Raw genomic sequence first — 16,078 nt, forward strand, 5'->3', positions numbered from 1 at the left:
GATCACGGTGCCACAGTCAACCCCTCCATCTTAGCATGGGGGCGCGAGGCCAGCCATGTTGCATTTTGCCGGAACGCTCGCCGATTCTGGCGATCTTCCGACTTCAGTCCCCTGTTCCGCGCCGGACGATCCCCTTTATAATAGTAGCTATCAGACATCAAGGGGGGACCGTCGCGATGAACAAGCCACGATTCCACATCTGGCCGATGTCGGAGTCGGATGCCGCGGCCGTGTGCGAGTGGCGGTATCCCGCGCCGTACGAGCAGTTCCGTTGGCCGTCCTGGCAGGCCATGACCCGCAGCGGCAAGGAGTTCGGCGATCCCGACATCCGCAGGGGCCAATACGTCTCGGTCTGCGACGACCAGAGCGCGCTCGTGGGGTATGCGCAGTTTTTTCCGATGGAGGGTGTCGTTCGTCTCGGCATGGGACTGCGTCCCGACCGGTGCGGACATGGCAGCGGCGCCGACTTCGCCCGCGCCATCGCGCTGGAGGCCGGCTCGCGCTATCCCGGCGCGCAGATCGATCTGGAGGTCGAGACCTGGAATACGAGAGCGGTACGGGCGTATGAAAAGGCGGGATTCCGGATTGCGGACGAATATTCGCGTCAGGCGGCGCATGGAGAGGTTACCGTGTATTGCATGGTATTCGGCGGCTAGCCGGCAACGCGGCTTAGCCCCGCCGTACATATAGAGACCCGCCGCATCCGCGATGCAGCGGGTCCCGCCCCGAATCAATCGAACAAATCTCCGAACACGTCGAGTACGCTTTTCTTTTTCTTCTTTTTATAATAATCGTTGTCGTGCTTGCCATAGGGAGGATGCGAATCGTAAGACTGCTGCGGACGGGGCGGCTGCTGCGGATAACCGCTCCGCTCGTCGTCCCGGTAGTGCCATTCGTTATATTCTGCGCGCACCTCGCGCACGTCGTTCATCAGCTTGTCCAGCTCGCCGCGGTCGAGCCATACGCCCTTGCAGCTGGGGCATACATCGATCAGAATGCCGTTCTTCTCCACCTCGCGCATGCGCGAATTCTCGCAGATCGGACAATTCAACTTCATCTGCCTCCTTTGCTGTTTCCCCCGTATTACGTTAGAACCCCGCATCGGTTGCACGTCGTGCGACAGCGACACTTTTTCTCCACAGAAAAACATGGCGCCCCCTCTAACACTTTGATATGAAAATGTCGATAAACCTATTACCATGTCGTAAGTAGGGCCGTGCTGCCGCATCGACTAGAATCCACGAATAACCGGGGTGCATACCATATGAAAAACTCTACGCTTATCGGCCTGCTGCTCGGTCTGGGCTCCCTGATTGTCGGGATGTTCCTGAAGGGCGCGCCGATCAGCTCGCTCATCAGCAATCCCGCCGCCTATGTCATCATCGTCCTCGGCACGGTTGCCTCCGTCTGCATGGCGTTTCCGATGCGCGAGCTCTCCAAGGTGCCGAAGCTGTTCAAGCTGATCTTCAACGAGCCCAAGCTGCTCTCCCGCCAGGAAGTCATCGGCATGTTCGTCGAGTGGGCGTCGATCACCCGCCGCGAAGGCCTGCTCGCGCTCGAAGCGCGCGTCGAGGAGATCGAGGATCCCTTTCTGAAAAGCGGAATGCGCATGATCATCGACGGCAACGACCAGGACTTCGTGCATGACGTCCTGCTCGAGGATATCGCCGCGACCGAGGACCGCCACAAGACGGGCGCCCTCATCTTCTCCCAGGCGGGCATGTACGCGCCTACGCTCGGCGTGCTCGGCGCCGTCGTCGGCCTGATCGCCGCCCTCGGCAACCTGGCCGAGATGGAGAAGCTCGCGCATGCCGTCGCGGGCGCATTCGTCGCGACCGTACTCGGTATTTTTACCGGTTATGTGCTGTGGCATCCGATCTCCAACAAGCTCAAGCGCTTGTCCAAGCGCGAGATGCAGCTCAAGCTGATGATGGTCGAGGGGCTCCTCTCCATTCAGTCCGGCGTATCGACGACGGCGATCCAGCAAAAGCTGTCCGTGTTCCTGACGCCGACCGAACGCCGCGAGATGGCCGAGAAGGGAGAAACGGACCGTGAGCAAAAAGCAGCATCGGCATGAAGAACACGAAGAGCATGCGGACGAATCCTGGCTGCTCCCCTACTCCGACCTGATGACGCTGCTGCTCGCCCTGTTCATCGTGCTGTACGCGGCGAGCTCCGTCAACATCTCCAAGCTTGAAGCGCTCAGCGAAGCGTTCAAGTCCGCCTTCTCGTCGGGCATCAGCGTCCTCGACAAGTCCGCCGCCGTCCAGAGCGATACCGACGACCTGGGCAAGCGGCAGCGCGAAGCGCGCGCGGAGACGACCAAGAACCGCGAGACGCTCGCGAAGATGGAGCAGGAGAATCTCGAGAAGCTCAAGAAGCAGCTCGATCAATATATTAAAAAGGGCGGCCTCTCCAGCCAGCTCGAGACGAATCTCAATCAGTCCCAGCTCATGATCACGATCCGGGACAACGCACTCTTCCCGTCGGGCACGGCGAATGTGAAGCCCGAAGCGCGCAAGCTCGCCATCGCCATCGGCAACATGCTCGAGCAATATCCCGACTACGAGATCATCGTGTCCGGGCATACGGACAATCAGCCGATCAGCACGTACGAGTTCGCGTCGAACTGGGAGCTCAGCTCCAAGCGCGCGATCAACTTCATGAAGATTCTGCTGGAGAACCCCGCCTTCGATCCGCGCAAGTTCAGTGCGATCGGCTATGGCGAATACCGCCCGCTGGACGCCAACGACACCGATGCCGGCAGAGCGAAGAACCGCCGCGTCGAAGTATCCATCCTGCGCAAATATACCGACAATACGACGGAGAGCATGCAGCTCGACGCCATCGCGCACGAGGCTGCGGCGATCAGCACCAACTGAGCGAGTACAATATTGGCGTCGAATCCGGTTATGATATGCCTCCGGTTCGAACCGACGACAAAGACCCGTTATCCCGTGGCGCCAGGCCAGGGCGGCGGGTCTTTGTCGTTGGTTCGAGTTAGTGGCAGTGCGAAGACAAGCAAGATAGATCGTGCCTCCTTCGGATCAGATGCTGATCTAATTGCTGATGCGATTGCTGGCCGCGAATTGTCGGGCGACCGCGACACATTGGTAATTGGAGAGGCTGCGGAGAAGCGCAACGACTGAAGGCGATCCAGCAAAAGTGTAGGGTAGGACCGCATTCAGGTGCGTTTCTGGCCGCTCCCGTGCAAAAATGCAGGATCGGACGTCCCGTCAGCGGCATCCAGCCCTATCCGTAGCTTCTAGTGTGCACTTTTGCGCGGTACCCTGGCCCACGCCAGCGCTCGCTCGGCTATATCGCACTTTTGCGCGATGCGTTCGGGCAATACCCAAGCGCGGAGAGCGCTTGGGCTGCTGCCGGCCCGTTCTCGCATCAATACGCTAATCTGCCTCTCCTTCCGGGACTCCTGCTTCCGGCGCTCCTGCCTCCGCCGCGCCCAGCCGCTCGGTCGCCTCCTCCAATCTGCGCAGCAGGCCCGCCAGCTCCGCCCAGGTGACCGCCTGCCCCGGCGCGGGCGCAGGCTGCTGCAGCAGTCCGCGCGCGCGCAGCCATTGGAGCTCCCGCTCGTCTTCAGGCGAGCTCGCTCGCCGGGCCTGCGCCTCCTGCCGTTCATCGGATCGTATCCCGCTCAACTGCTCCGTGCCGATCCAACCGTTTATTCCGCTCACTCGGTTCGCTCCCCCTTTGCCGGTCCACTCCAGCATCCTACGCCAGATCGCCACCGTACCGCTGCCGTCCCTGCGTGCCGGATGCCAGAGGCCGTCCAGCTCTTCCCAATACGTCCATCTGCGCCGGATCGCCGGCCGACTCTGCGACGCCCCGTGCCCGTCCTGCGCCTCCGATGCGAGCCGCTCGGGCGCGGCGTACCGCAGCAATCTCCGCATATGCGACTCGACCGTCCGCTCGGCCGCCTCCCCATCCCGTGCTTCCCATTCCCGCCAGTCCGGTCCTCCTGCTAACCATTCCAACGACGCTGCTGAGCCGCCTGCTCCCCGTCCGCGCCAAGCATTCGTCTCTTGCACGGCGTGGCAGTACGCCAGATCGCCCCGCACGCCATGCCGCTCCCCCGCTGCGATATACAGCGCCGCCAAGTCCGGCGCTTCGGGATTGCGCCGCGCGATATAATCGCGCATCTCCTCCGCCGTGCAGCGAGCCGGTCCGAGAATCGGCGTCCGGCCCGACGGCGATTGGTCGGTCGCCTGACGGAAGGTCGCCGTCCACGCTCGTTTCTTCATCGCTATGCCTCCCCGACGCCTGTCCGTATACCGACAGCTCGTCTACAGGTTATGTATATTCAGGAGACGGGCACTTTTGCACATCGAAGGCTCTCTGTTACAATAAAAATCAGTTATACCCACAGCCTTGCACAACATGTGCATAATTCTGTGGATATCTTAAAACTTATCCACATAACTATACACAGCATGTTAACAACGAATACATGTTCGCGGGATGAGCGAACGGAATGGTGGGGCAGGTTGGCACTGCAAGCGCGGATTGCGCTGCTACAGCGGGCGCGGGCGCGGGCGCGGGCGCGGGCACAGTTTGGCGCGCTGTTAGCGCAAAATGTGCTCTTAGAGCGAGCATGGACGTGGCATAGAGCGCTGTAAGCGCAAAATGTGCTCTTAGAGCGAGCGTGGACGTGGCATAGCGCGCTGTAAGCGCAAAATGTGCTCTTGGAGCGAGCGTGGACGTGGCATAGAGCGCTGTAAGCGCAAAATGTGCTCTTAGAGCGAGCGTGCATGTGGCATAGAGCGCTGTAAGCGCAAAATGTGCTCTTGGAGCGAGCGTGGACGTGGCATAGAGTGCTGTAAGCGCAGAATGTGCTGCTGCAGCGCACGCGGCTCAACGCGCCGCAAGCGCGAACGAAGTGCAGAATGATCGAGAGGAGAATCAAGCCAGTGACGGAAGATGAACGCTGGATGCTCGAAGCGATCGAGCAGGCCAAGAAGGCCGAGCAACTGGGGGAGGTGCCGATCGGAGCGGTCGTGGTCAAGGACGGCAGCATCGTGGGCGCGGGGTACAATCTGCGCGAGACGAGCCTGGACCCGACCTCGCATGCGGAGATGGTCGCCATCCGGCAGGCCAGCGAATCGCTGGATGCGTGGCGTCTCTTGGGCTGCACGCTGTACGTGACGCTCGAGCCGTGCCCGATGTGCGCCGGCGCGATTCTTCAATCCCGCGTCGAGCGGGTCGTCTACGGCGCGCCCGATCCGAAGGCGGGCTGCGTCGGCACGCTGATGGATCTGCTGCAGGACACGCGGTTCAACCACCGGGCCGCGTGGACCTCGGGCGTGCTCCAGGAATCGTGCGCGGCGCTACTCAAAAACTTCTTTCAAAGGCTCAGGGTCAGAAAGTAAGGCCTGCGGCTCCTCCGGCCTGGACGCGCCCTTCCTGCGGTTCTGTTCCTCGATATGCATGCGCTGCAGCTGTACGATGAGACGATCGGCTTCCTCGCTGACAGCGACGATCTCCGGATCGGTGAGCCTATCGAGCTGGGCGGCCATCTCGCACAGTCTGCGCTGCAACTGCTCGAGACGACAGATTAACGGGCGGGGGTCCAAGCGGTTGTGCCCCTTTCTGTTGTGATCGCTTAGAAGCGTTTCGGCGGCGCAAGAAGTATATTTATTATATAGGAACACGTTTTCGATTAATGTTGAATAATGTCGACAGAAAATAGTTAATTTCCCTCATATTTTGACATTATCGCCCTGGCGGCTAGGACAAATTACCGATACGGCATGAAAGGAGATTGGCAAAATGGCGCGGCATCTGCTGCTGGTAGAGGACGACGCCTCCCTGCATCGCGGCATCGAGTTCACGCTGCGGCAGGAGGGCTTCGAGGTAACCGGCGCCCACAATCTGGCGGCGGCCAGGGCCGAGGCGTCGAACCGCGCCTTCGACCTGATCGTGCTGGACGTCCAGCTCCCCGACGGGATCGGCTTCGACCTGTGCGCGCAGCTGCGGGCGGCGGGAGACCAGACGCCGATCGTCTTCCTGACCGCGAGCGACACGGAGCTCGACATCGTCCGCGGGCTGGACCTTGGCGGCGACGATTATATTACGAAGCCGTTTCGGCTGCGCGAATTTCTGTCGCGCATTCATGCCGTGCTGCGGCGGCGCGCACCGCTGCCCCAGGCGGACGACCGGACGATCGCGTCCGGCAATCTGCTGCTGCACAAGACCGAGATGCGGCTGCTCAAGGACGGCGCCGAAGTGCCGCTCAGCATGACGGAGTTCAGGCTGCTGACGCTGCTGATGAGCCACCCGCGGGCCGTCCTGTCCAAGGAGCAGATCCTCGAGCAGCTGTGGCAGCAAGACGGCGCATTCATCGACGACAACACCGTAGCCGTCAACATCCGCAGACTCCGCGAGAAGATCGAGGACGATCCCCAGCAGCCGCGGCTCATCCTCACCGTGCGGGGGGCCGGGTACAAATGGCAAGGCTAAGCGAAGATGTCGTCCAAGAACCGATGCATGGGGAAAATAAAAGCGCAGACGGGAGCGGCACGACGGCGGTGCATACGGAAGGCAAGACGAAGACGCGCAAACGCATAGGCGGGCTGGGCCCGCGGCGGATGTGGCGCAGCGCCGGCGTCCGGCGGCTCATCGCCATCTTCCTGCTGGCGTTCGGGACAGCCGCGATCCTCGTATGGATGTACACCTCGTACAGCACGGATCGCCTGCGCCGTGACTGGATCGCCCGCGAGACGGCGGCGCTCGGCGCACTCGCCGCGCAGAACCCCGCGCTCGCCGAGGCATGGGCCAAGCAGCTGGCCGCAGGCACCGCATCGCCCGCAGACGCCGCCCGCGGCCGCGAGCTCGCAGCGCGCTACGGCATCACGGACAGCCTCGATGCCGCGCTTATCCCGCTGGCCGAGCGCCATCGCGCCCGCAGCTGGCCGCTGCTGGCGGCCGGCATCGGCGGCCTGCTCGCCGCCCTGCTGCTCGTCCTGCTGCGCGAATCGCGGCTGCAGCTGTCCGAGGTGCGCGCCCTCGCCGGCGCGCTGGAGTCGGCCGTGAAGGACAACCGGCCGATGAAGTTCCGCATCTATACCGAAGGCGAGCTCGGCCTGCTGGCCCATCAGGTGCAGGAGCTGTCGCTGCGGCTGCAGGAGACAATCGCCCAGCTGCACCGGGACAAGGACTTCCTGCGCGATACGATCGCGGACATCTCGCATCAGCTCAAGACGCCGCTCGCATCGCTCACCGTCTACGTCGACCTGCTCCAGAGCGGGCAGGTCGAGCCGCGGGAGCAGGCCGAGTTCCTGCGCACCTGCGAGCGCGAGCTGGAGCGGATGGAGTGGCTCATCCAGACGCTGCTCAAGCTCGCCCGGTTCGAGGCGGGCAGCCTGCCGCTGCAGCTCGAGCGCGCGCCGGTCGGCGATACGGTGCGCCTGGCGCTCGGCGCCATCGCGAGGCTGGCCGAGGAGCGCCGGGTAGAGCTCCGCCTGGACGGCCCCGGGGAGCCGGTCTACGCCCAGCACGATCCGAGGTGGATCGCGGAGGCGCTCGCCAATCTCGTCAAGAACGCGGTCGAGCACAGCCCGCCCCACAGCGCCGTCACGCTCTCCTGGGAGGCGACGCCGATCTTCGTGCGGCTGCGGGTCGCCGACCGCGGCAGCGGGATCGAGCAGCGCGACGAGCCGCATATCTTCAAGAAGTTCTACCGCGCGCCCGGAGGCGCCGGCAGCGGCGTCGGGCTCGGCCTCCCGCTCGCCAAGACGATCGCGGAGCGCCACGGCGGGATGCTCGCCGCGGGCCGGGCCGAGGGCGGGGGCACGGTGTTCACGCTGACACTGCCGATCGCGCAGCTGCCGGTTTAATCCCCTCCTCGCCGTACCGCCGCCCGCCCGGCTCTCTTTCTTACAAATCTGTAAGCGCCCGTCTCTTCGCCTGTAAGGTTGACCGTCTATACTGAACCTCGTGAACCTGGATAACCGATAGTCGCGAGGAAAGGATGACTTGCCTTCATGAACGTCATTGAAACCACGAACTTAAGCAAATCCTACGGCAAAGAAAGCACGCTCGTCGAGGCGCTCCGGGGCGTCTCGCTGTCGATCCCGCAGGGCGAGCTCGTCGCCATCGTCGGCGCCAGCGGCTCCGGCAAGAGCACGCTGCTGCATCTGCTCGGCGGACTCGACAAGCCTACGAGCGGCACCGTCCGCATCGACGGCGAGGACCTCTATGCCTTGAAGGAGGCGCAGCGCGCGGTATTCCGCCGCCGCAAGATCGGCTTCATCTTCCAATCGTACAACCTGATCCCCGTCCTCAATGTCGAGGAGAACATCATGCTCCCGCTCCTGCTCGACCACCGCCAGCCGGACCGGGCCTACATCCACGAGCTGATCGATACGCTCGGCCTCGGCGAGCGCCGCAAGCATCTGCCCTCCGAGCTGTCGGGCGGCCAGCAGCAGCGGGTCGCGATCGGCCGGGCGCTCGCCTACCGGCCCGCGATCGTGCTCGCCGACGAGCCGACGGGCAACCTCGACAGTGCCAACGGGCGCGAGGTGCTCGAGCTGCTCAAGCTCGCCGTGCGGCAATTCCACCAGACGGTCGTCATCATCTCGCATGACATGAACGTCGCAGCAGAGGCGGACCGCGTGCTCCGCATGCAGGACGGGCGGCTGATCGGCGACAGCCGCGGGAGCGTGGTTCAATGAACGGCTACGGCGCGCTCGCGGTCAAATACCTGAAGCAGCAAAAAAGACGCACCGTCCTGACGGCCGTCGGCATCCTCCTGTCGGTCGCGCTCATCAGCGCGCTCGGCACGATGGGCCAGAGCATGAAGGACAATATGGTCCGCCAGACGATCTACGAATACGGCGCCTACGAGATCGGCTACGGCACGGCGACGCCCGAGCTGTTCGAGACGGTGCGCAGCCATGCGCTCATCAAGCGGGCCGGGGCGATACGCGGCGGCGCGCTCACGCCGCTGGCGAAGGACTACAAGCTCGCCCTGAGCGAAGCGACGACGGACGCCTTCGACCTGGCGCCGATCCATCTGCTCCGGGGCCGGATGCCGTCCGCGCCGGAGGAGGTGGCGGTCGAGGCGTGGGCGCTGGCCCAGCTCCCCGGCACGCCCGGGCTGGGCGACCAGGCCGAGCTCGTCAAGCCGGACGGCGCGAAGCAAACCTATCGCATCGTGGGCGTCCTCAACAATCAGCGCCTCAATATGACCTACGGCACTGCCTCGGCGTATGCCTGGATCGACGAGAAGGCGGCGCTCGCGGCCGTGCCCGGGACGAATATGTCGGTCTCCGCCACGTTCAAGAAGGGCGCCGACATCAGCACACATCTGGCGGAATTCAAGCAGCTGAGCCCTGCGGCGTTCGGCACGAACACGCAGCTGCTCGCGCTCAAGGGCGAGACCGCGGACAGGAGCCTGAATCTGACGCTGCTCGTGATCTTCAGCGTGCTCATCGGCCTCGTCGTCCTCTCGACGATCGCGGTCATCTACAACGCCTTCAACATCGCCGTCCTGGAGCGCATGCGCCACTTCGGACTGCTCCGCACGATCGGCGCCACGCCGTCGCAGCTGCGCGGCATCGTGCTGCGCGAGGCCGCCGTGCTGGCCGCACTCGGCATCCCGGCCGGTCTCATCGTCGGCTGCGGCGGCCTGTGGCTCGTGCTCGAGGGGATGTCCGCCGCCGGCTTCGAGATTCTGTCCTTCGAGGGCTTCAGGCTCACGCTGCACGGATGGATCATCGGCGGCAGCGCGCTCATCGGCCTGTTCGCCGTGCTGCTGGCCGCCTGGCTGCCCGCCCGCAAGGCGAGCCGCGTATCGCCGATCGATGCGGTCAGAGGCACGGGCAATATCGTGCGCGAGACGTACAGGCGCGTGCGCATCCCCTCCCTGCTGCGTCTGCTCGGCATCGAGGGCGACATGGCGTCCAAGAATATACGCCGCAACCGGTCCAAGTTCCGGATCACGGCGTTCTCGATCGTCGTGAGCATCACGCTGTTCATCGTGTTCCACTACTTCGCGCAGGAAGCGTTCAAGATAGCCGTGGACGATTCCCGCGACGACCAGGTCGCCTTCCAGCTGTTGTCCTCCGCCCCGCAGCGGACGGACCGCGAGCCCGCCGACGCGTTCGATGCGAAGACGATTGCGGACATTGCGGCGCTCCCCGGTGTCGAGCATGTGTACGGCCGCTACAACATGCCGGATGCCCAGGCTTACGTGCCCGCGGCCAAGCTCGGCAGCGAGTTCACGTCCAGAATGGGCGAGGACCTGTTCGAACGGTCGAAGCTCGGCGGCGAAGAGGTGCGCTCCGTCCCCGTCTACACGTCCCTGTACGACACGGAGCGTCTGAAGCAGGCCGAGCCGTATCTTATCGCAGGTACGGCCGATCCCGCCAGGCTGTCGGAGGACGGCGCCGTACTCATCGTCCAGAAGGTGAAGCCTTATGTCCCGGCGGAAAAAAAGAAGATCAACATGGACCTCTCCAATCTCAAGGTCGGCGACAAGCTCGTGCTGAACTTCGGCAGCCAGGCGAAGCCCCTGACGCGGGAGGTTCGCGTCGGCGGCATTCTGAGTCAGGCGCCGTTCAATCCGACGATCCTGGACACCCTGCTGTACGTGATCGGGACGAAGGATACGTTCGCCGCCCTGATGAAGGACGTGCCTGCCGATATCGCGCCCACCGGCACCGCGCTGCACGGTCTGGACATCGCGCTCGCCGACGGCGTCGACAGCGCGCCGGTCAGGCAGGCGCTGCAGGCGATGGCCGACAGGGAGCCATCGATCCGGCTCGTCGACTTCGCCGAGGAGCAGCGGCATACGCGGCAGTTCAACCTGCAGATGAAGATTTTCATCTACGGCTTCCTCGCCGTCATCGGCCTGATCGGCAGCCTGAACATCATCAACACGGTGCAGACGAACCTGATGCTGCGGCGCCGCGAATTCGGCCTGCTGCAGGCGGTCGGCATGACGATGAGCCAGCTGCGGCGCATGGCGACGCTCGAAGGCGTATGGTTCGGCGTCATCGGCTCCTTCTGGGGGCTGCTGCTCGGCGTCGGCATCTGCTACCTGCTGTTCCGCCAGCTGAACAATATGGAGGGCATCGCGTTCGCCTTCCCCGTGACAGGCGCCGTCATCTCCTGCGTGTTCGCACTCGGCGTCGGACTGCTGTCCGTGCAAGGTCCGCTGCGCAAGATCGCGAAGGCGAGCGTCGTGGAGGAGCTGCGGGAAGAGGCTTGACCTGCACAGACGGAAGACTGCGGACAACGCTGCGGACAACGCTGCGGACAACGCTGCGGACAACGCTGCGGACAACGCTGCGGACAACGCTGCGGACAACGCTGCGGACAACGCTGCGGACAACGCTGCGGACAACGCTGCGGACAACGACAAGACCCCGATCAGCGAGCGTGCTCGCAGGTCGGGGTCTTGTCATGGGGCATGGAGATAGGCGGCCTGCTAATCTTCCTCGTCTTCATAGGCGATCGGCAGCACGGGAAGCGGATAGAGACCCTCCGCCCGCTGCTCTCGCTGGGGACGCGGCCGCAGGGAACGCTTCTTCAACAGCAACCATATCTGACTGGCAATGCAGATTGAAGAATACATCCCGACAATCAGTCCGATCGACATGGCCAGCGAGAACATCCTGATCGACTCGCTGCCCCAGAACAGCAAGGCAAGGGAGGCGAACAGCACGGCGATGACCGTATTGACCGATCGGCTGAGCGTTTGGTTCACGCTGCGGTTCACGATCTGAATCAGGTCCTCGAAGGTTCGGACTCTGGCAAACCGCATATTCTCCCGAATGCGGTCGAAGATGACGACCGTGTCATTGATCGAATAACCGATAATCGTAAGCATAGCGGCGACGAACGGCAGATTGACCTCCAGCTCGAACACAGAGAACACGCTCACGACAAAAAATGCGTCGTGGAGCAATGCGACGATCGCCGCCAAAGCAAATCTCCATTCGAATCTGATGCAGACGTACAGCAAGATGCCGAGGCTGGCAAGCGCGACGGCATATAGCGCTTGCAGGGCCAGCTCACGGGCGATCCCCGGGTCTACCGTGTTCTCCTCCTTGCTCACATGCTCTCCGTACTCCGCCGCAAAGGCGGCTACGATGCCGGCAGAGTCCTTGCCGGACGGATCCAGAACATGGTCGAACCGCATCGAGACGCGATCCTGCCCGTTGCCGCCGACGGACAGGACAGACGGCTCGAACCCTGCCTTCCGGACGATCTGGCCTGCCGTCGAGGCGTCGATGGACCGGCCCAACGTGATGTCGAGAGACGTACCCGCCTTGAAGTCGACACCATAATTCAGGTTGAAGATCAACAGGCTGGCTATGCCGAGCAAGGTAGTGATGACGGATATAGAAAAGAAGGCTCTGCGCCGACGGACAAAGTCGATGCTTTTGCGGATCGTCGGCAGCTCGGCGGCTTCTGTGTGCGCCATGATTTGCTCGGGCTTGACGCCATACACCCTCGTATTCTCAACCAGACCTGTGCGCAGGAACATGCGGAGCAGCCATTGTGAAAAATAAATATTCGTAAAAATGCTTAAAACGATGCTCATGATCAAGGTAATGGCAAAGCCTTTGATCGCGCCCGACCCCAGAGAAAACAAAACGAACCCGGCGATCAGCGTCGTGACATTGGCATCCATAATCGTTTTAAAGGACCTCTTGGAGCCGGCCTTGAATGCGGACAGCGGCGTCTTGCCCGTCCTCAGCTCCTCGCGGAATCGTTCGTAATTGATGATATTGGCGTCTACGGCCATGCCGATCCCCAGGACGAACGCCGCGATGCCGGGCAAGGTCAGCGTGGCTTGCATCAGATTCATGAATAGCAGGAGCAGCCAGGAATAGGTGATGAGCGTGATGCTGGCCACGATGCCCGGGAGCCGGTATAACGCCAGCATGAACAGCAATATGAGGAGCGAGCCCGCCGCGCCTGCCGTCAATGTCTGCTCCAGCGACTGTTGTCCCAGCGAAGCGCCGACGGACTGGCTGAACTTCTCTGTCAGCTTGAGCGGCAGGGCGCCCATGTTGATGGTGTCAACGATATTTTTGGCGTCATCGTAAGTAAACTTGCCGGTAATCCGGCATATGCCGTTCGTCAGGACCGCTTGAATAACCGGAGCCGTCAGCACCCGTTCATCCAGATTGATGCTGATGGTCTGACCCAGGAGCCGCTCCGACAACGATTGCAGCTTGGCCGTATCCTTGACGGTAACTTGTATGTTGGGGTTGCGCATCTCGTCGTATACAACCTGGGCGGCCCCTTCGACAAAGTCGGTTCCTGTCAATTCGATCTCATTATCGGGCCCGCGGACGGTCAATTCCGCAGGCTTTTTAAGCATTTCCCTAACCTGCTCCTCGTCGGTTACGCCAGCGATTCGCACGCGGATTCTGTTCGTGCCCTCCGTCCAGAGTTCGGGCTCCGCCGTACCTAGCGCGTTGATTCGCTTTTCCAGACTTTTGGCCGTCTGCCGAAGCGTATCCGCCGGAATCTCGCCATCTCCCTGAATGGGAGAAGCCTCGTACAATATCTCGAATCCGCCCTTCAAGTCAAGGCCGAGACGGACGTGATCGACAATGCCCGGCGAGGTGAGGAAGACAACCCCCAGTGTGAGCGCGATTGTAAGGATCAGCGCCGCCAATCTCTTTAGCAGCAACACATTCAAGCTCCTCCCGCAGCCGAAGTTCCCTCGTAATTCAGTACCACTATAGCACATCTCAGAACGCAAAAAGCAAGCTCTCTCATGTTCAGCGAATGTTCAGTGCAGGTTTGCTAGCATGATGGATACGAACAAAATTCGTCAGGATTCTTCAAAATTTGAATCGCTTATTTTGATAGAGGGAGAGAGGAATTGTGAGGGACAAACGGAGAGCCGTGATGACAGGACTCAGTATGGTTATGATCCTGTCGAATGCCGGGCAAGCCGCGGCTGCGGCCAAGGACTTCTTCAAAGACTTGCAGCATGTGCCTTGGGCGGAGAGGCAAATTAACAAAATGAGCATGCTGGAGGTTATTGCGGGGAGAGGGAATCAAGTATTTGATCCCACCGACAAAGTAACAAAGCAAGAGGCGCTCGTCATGGTCATCCGGCTGATGGGTGCCGAGAAGCGACTCGAGGCCGGGGCAACCGGCTATCCTGTCGACGCTTGGGCGCAGCCCTATGTCAAGCTGGCGCTGCAGCTGGGGCTGATCGACGAGAACGAGATCCATGGCGGCTCTGTGGCCAATTGGGGGCGCGCGTCCGTCCAGCGGGTATGGGCGACCCAGCTCATGGTCAAAGCCGTCCAGCACGGCAACGACGACCTGGCTCTGTACAGCTCGTTGTCGAAGTTTAACGATTGGTACAAGGTATCCCAGGAAATGCTGGCGTACATCAACCTTGCCAGCGAGCTGAAGATCGTCGAAGGCTTCCCGGACGGCTCGTTCAAGCCGCTCGACCTCGTGACTCGCGGACAGATGGCCAAGATTCTTACGGCTACGCTTCCCTATCTGGCGGACAGTGAAGATGGAGCCAAGGCCGGGCTTGTAAAGTACGGAGTCATTGTCGCCATCAAAGGCAACATTGTCGACGTGAACATCGATGGCGCGATACAGAGCTTCGAGCTTGGCGACAATACATTCATCTACGGCAAGGACGGCAAAAAAGCGGTCGGCGCGTCCGCGCTGAAAATCGGCCAGCCAGTCTCGATGGTGGCGGACGGCAGCAAGATCGGGCTGATCGAAGTAACCGACAAGAAGCTCAGTGCGGCGGATTTTGCATCGCAGCTGAAGGTGCTGGCACAAAAGGCCGAAGCGAGCAAGGGACAGAAGGGAGATCCGGGAGCTACTGGAGCGCCCGGCGCTACAGGCATTACCGGCCTGCAAGGCAGCCCCGGTGTCCCCGGCGGTCAAGGCATGACCGGCGTCACGGGCGTCACCGGCGGTGCGGGTGATCCGGGCGCGACCGGGGCTACGGGCGCGACCGGCGCCACGGGCGGTCCGGGCATGACCGGGGCTACCGGCGCTACAGGCGCTACAGGCGCGACGGGCGGTCCGGGCATGACCGGGGCCACGGGCGCTACAGGCGCGACGGGCGATCCGGGCGTGACCGGGGCCACTGGTGTTACCGGCGCGACGGGCGATCCGGGCATGACCGGGGCTACCGGCGCGACGGGCGGTCCGGGCGTGACCGGGGCTACCGGCGCGACGGGCGATCCGGGCGTGACCGGGGCCACGGGCGCTACAGGCGCGACGGGCGGTTCGGGCGTGACCGGGGCTACCGGCGCTACCGGCGCTACGGGCGGTCCGGGCGTGACCGGGGCTACCGGCGCGACCGGCGCTACGGGCGGTCCGGGCGTGACCGGGGCCACTGGTGTTACCGGCGCGACGGGCGATCCGGGCGTGACCGGGGCCACGGGCGCTACAGGCGCTACAGGCGCGACGGGCGGTCCGGGCGTGACCGGCGCTACAGGCGCGACCGGGGCTACCGGCGCTACGGGCGGTCAGGGCATGACCGGGGCTACAGGCGCTACAGGCGCGACGGGCGATCCGGGCGTGACCGGGGCCACTGGTGTTACCGGCGCTACAGGCGGTCAGGGCATGACCGGGGCCACTGGTGTTACCGGTGCGACGGGCGATCCGGGCATGACCGGGGCCACTGGTGTTACCGGCGCGACGGGCATGACCGGCGCCACTGGCATGACTGGCGCTACGGGCATGACCGGCGCTACAGGCATGACCGGCGCCACGGGCATGACCGGCGCTACGGGCATGACCGGCGCTACGGGCATGACCGGCGCCACGGGCATGACCGGCGCTACGGGCATGACCGGCGCTACGGGCATGACCGGCGCCACGGGCATGACCGGCGCTACAGGCATGACCGGCGCTACAGGCATGACCGGCGCTACAGGCATGACCGGCGCTACAGGCATGACCGGCGCCACGGGCATGACCGGCGCTACAGGCATGACCGGCGCTACAGGCATGACCGGCGCTACAGGCATGACCGGCGCTACAGGCATGACCGGCGCCACTGGCATGACCGGCGCTACAGGCATGACCGGCGCGACAGGCATGACCGGCGCTC

At 63.0% G+C, this 16,078-nt stretch carries 13 protein-coding genes; 9 read left to right on the forward strand and 4 right to left on the reverse strand.

Features of this window, described 5'->3' with window-relative positions; genetic code table 11:
* Positions 1-176: 176 nt before the first annotated feature.
* Positions 177-656: a GNAT family N-acetyltransferase gene (locus VQ071_RS27730; protein WP_340517914.1), complete on the forward strand. Its 480-nt coding sequence runs from the start codon at positions 177-179 to the stop codon at positions 654-656.
* A gap of 74 nt (positions 657-730) precedes the next feature.
* Here the strand turns inward: VQ071_RS27730 and VQ071_RS27735 are convergent, their stop codons facing one another.
* Complete coding sequence (locus tag VQ071_RS27735) at positions 731-1,051, reverse strand: TFIIB-type zinc ribbon-containing protein (RefSeq protein WP_340517916.1); 321 nt, start codon at positions 1,049-1,051, stop codon at positions 731-733.
* A gap of 213 nt (positions 1,052-1,264) precedes the next feature.
* On the opposite strand from VQ071_RS27735, the gene motA reads away from it, so the two are divergent.
* Both motA and VQ071_RS27745 read left to right on the forward strand, forming a co-directional pair.
* Positions 1,265-2,077 (forward strand): flagellar motor stator protein MotA, encoded by an 813-nt coding sequence (gene motA / locus VQ071_RS27740; protein ID WP_340517918.1) that lies wholly within the window; start codon positions 1,265-1,267, stop codon positions 2,075-2,077.
* Positions 2,052-2,882, forward strand: a complete 831-nt coding sequence (locus tag VQ071_RS27745; RefSeq protein ID WP_340517920.1) for a flagellar motor protein MotB — start codon at positions 2,052-2,054, stop codon at positions 2,880-2,882. The genes motA and VQ071_RS27745 overlap by 26 nt, the downstream gene beginning before the upstream one ends.
* A 522-nt stretch (positions 2,883-3,404) precedes the next feature.
* On the opposite strand, the gene VQ071_RS27750 is transcribed toward VQ071_RS27745, so the two are convergent.
* Positions 3,405-4,259, reverse strand: coding sequence for a hypothetical protein (locus VQ071_RS27750; protein ID WP_340517922.1), 855 nt, complete (start codon positions 4,257-4,259; stop codon positions 3,405-3,407).
* 642 nt (positions 4,260-4,901) lie between these two features.
* On the opposite strand from VQ071_RS27750, the gene tadA reads away from it, so the two are divergent.
* A complete protein-coding gene (gene tadA / locus VQ071_RS27755) occupies positions 4,902-5,384 on the forward strand; it encodes a tRNA adenosine(34) deaminase TadA (protein WP_340517924.1) in 483 nt (160 codons plus the stop codon).
* Here tadA and VQ071_RS29385 read toward each other — a convergent pair.
* Positions 5,343-5,531, reverse strand: coding sequence for a Spo0E family sporulation regulatory protein-aspartic acid phosphatase (locus tag VQ071_RS29385; RefSeq protein ID WP_445293349.1), 189 nt, complete (start codon positions 5,529-5,531; stop codon positions 5,343-5,345). The two genes, tadA and VQ071_RS29385, sit on opposite strands and share 42 nt — an antisense overlap.
* Before the next feature lie 253 nt (positions 5,532-5,784).
* Between VQ071_RS29385 and VQ071_RS27765 the strand changes: the two genes are divergently transcribed.
* The 4 genes from VQ071_RS27765 (at position 5,785) to VQ071_RS27780 (ending at position 11,227) form a co-directional block, all read left to right on the forward strand.
* Complete coding sequence (locus tag VQ071_RS27765) at positions 5,785-6,474, forward strand: response regulator transcription factor (RefSeq protein WP_340517928.1); 690 nt, start codon at positions 5,785-5,787, stop codon at positions 6,472-6,474.
* The gene (locus tag VQ071_RS27770; protein ID WP_340517930.1) at positions 6,462-7,850 is read left to right on the forward strand and encodes a sensor histidine kinase; all 1,389 of its coding nucleotides are present in this window, start codon (positions 6,462-6,464) and stop codon (positions 7,848-7,850) included. Before VQ071_RS27765 ends, VQ071_RS27770 begins: the two co-directional genes overlap by 13 nt.
* Before the next feature lie 147 nt (positions 7,851-7,997).
* Positions 7,998-8,687: an ABC transporter ATP-binding protein gene (locus VQ071_RS27775; protein WP_340517932.1), complete on the forward strand. Its 690-nt coding sequence runs from the start codon at positions 7,998-8,000 to the stop codon at positions 8,685-8,687.
* Positions 8,684-11,227 carry an ABC transporter permease gene (locus VQ071_RS27780; RefSeq protein ID WP_340517934.1) on the forward strand — a complete coding sequence of 848 codons (2,544 nt, stop codon included), beginning with the start codon at positions 8,684-8,686 and terminating at the stop codon, positions 11,225-11,227. The genes VQ071_RS27775 and VQ071_RS27780 overlap by 4 nt, the downstream gene beginning before the upstream one ends.
* 219 nt (positions 11,228-11,446) lie before the next feature.
* Here the strand turns inward: VQ071_RS27780 and secD are convergent, their stop codons facing one another.
* Positions 11,447-13,669, reverse strand: a complete 2,223-nt coding sequence (secD, locus tag VQ071_RS27785) for a protein translocase subunit SecD (protein ID WP_340517936.1) — start codon at positions 13,667-13,669, stop codon at positions 11,447-11,449.
* Between the two features lie 194 nt (positions 13,670-13,863).
* Here secD and VQ071_RS27790 point away from each other — a divergent pair.
* The coding region (locus VQ071_RS27790) for an S-layer homology domain-containing protein (protein WP_340517938.1) at positions 13,864-16,078 on the forward strand (2,215 nt) is incomplete at its 3' end.

This window comes from Cohnella sp. 56 (assembly GCF_037963805.1).
Classification (GTDB): Bacteria; Bacillota; Bacilli; order Paenibacillales; family Paenibacillaceae; genus Cohnella.

Excerpts from the sequence above, each read along its gene's own strand:
- VQ071_RS27780 (WP_340517934.1), top strand. The coding sequence starts at position 8,684 with ATGAACGGCTACGGCGCGCTCGCGGTCAAATACCTGAAGCAGCAAAAA.
- VQ071_RS27770 (WP_340517930.1), top strand. The coding sequence starts at position 6,462 with ATGGCAAGGCTAAGCGAAGATGTCGTCCAAGAACCGATGCATGGGGAA.
- VQ071_RS27730 (WP_340517914.1), top strand. The coding sequence starts at position 177 with ATGAACAAGCCACGATTCCACATCTGGCCGATGTCGGAGTCGGATGCC.
- tadA (WP_340517924.1), top strand. The coding sequence starts at position 4,902 with ATGATCGAGAGGAGAATCAAGCCAGTGACGGAAGATGAACGCTGGATG.
- VQ071_RS27750 (WP_340517922.1), bottom strand. The coding sequence starts at position 4,259 with ATGAAGAAACGAGCGTGGACGGCGACCTTCCGTCAGGCGACCGACCAA.
- VQ071_RS27775 (WP_340517932.1), top strand. The coding sequence starts at position 7,998 with ATGAACGTCATTGAAACCACGAACTTAAGCAAATCCTACGGCAAAGAA.
- motA (WP_340517918.1), top strand. The coding sequence starts at position 1,265 with ATGAAAAACTCTACGCTTATCGGCCTGCTGCTCGGTCTGGGCTCCCTG.
- VQ071_RS29385 (WP_445293349.1), bottom strand. The coding sequence starts at position 5,531 with ATGGCCGCCCAGCTCGATAGGCTCACCGATCCGGAGATCGTCGCTGTC.
- VQ071_RS27765 (WP_340517928.1), top strand. The coding sequence starts at position 5,785 with ATGGCGCGGCATCTGCTGCTGGTAGAGGACGACGCCTCCCTGCATCGC.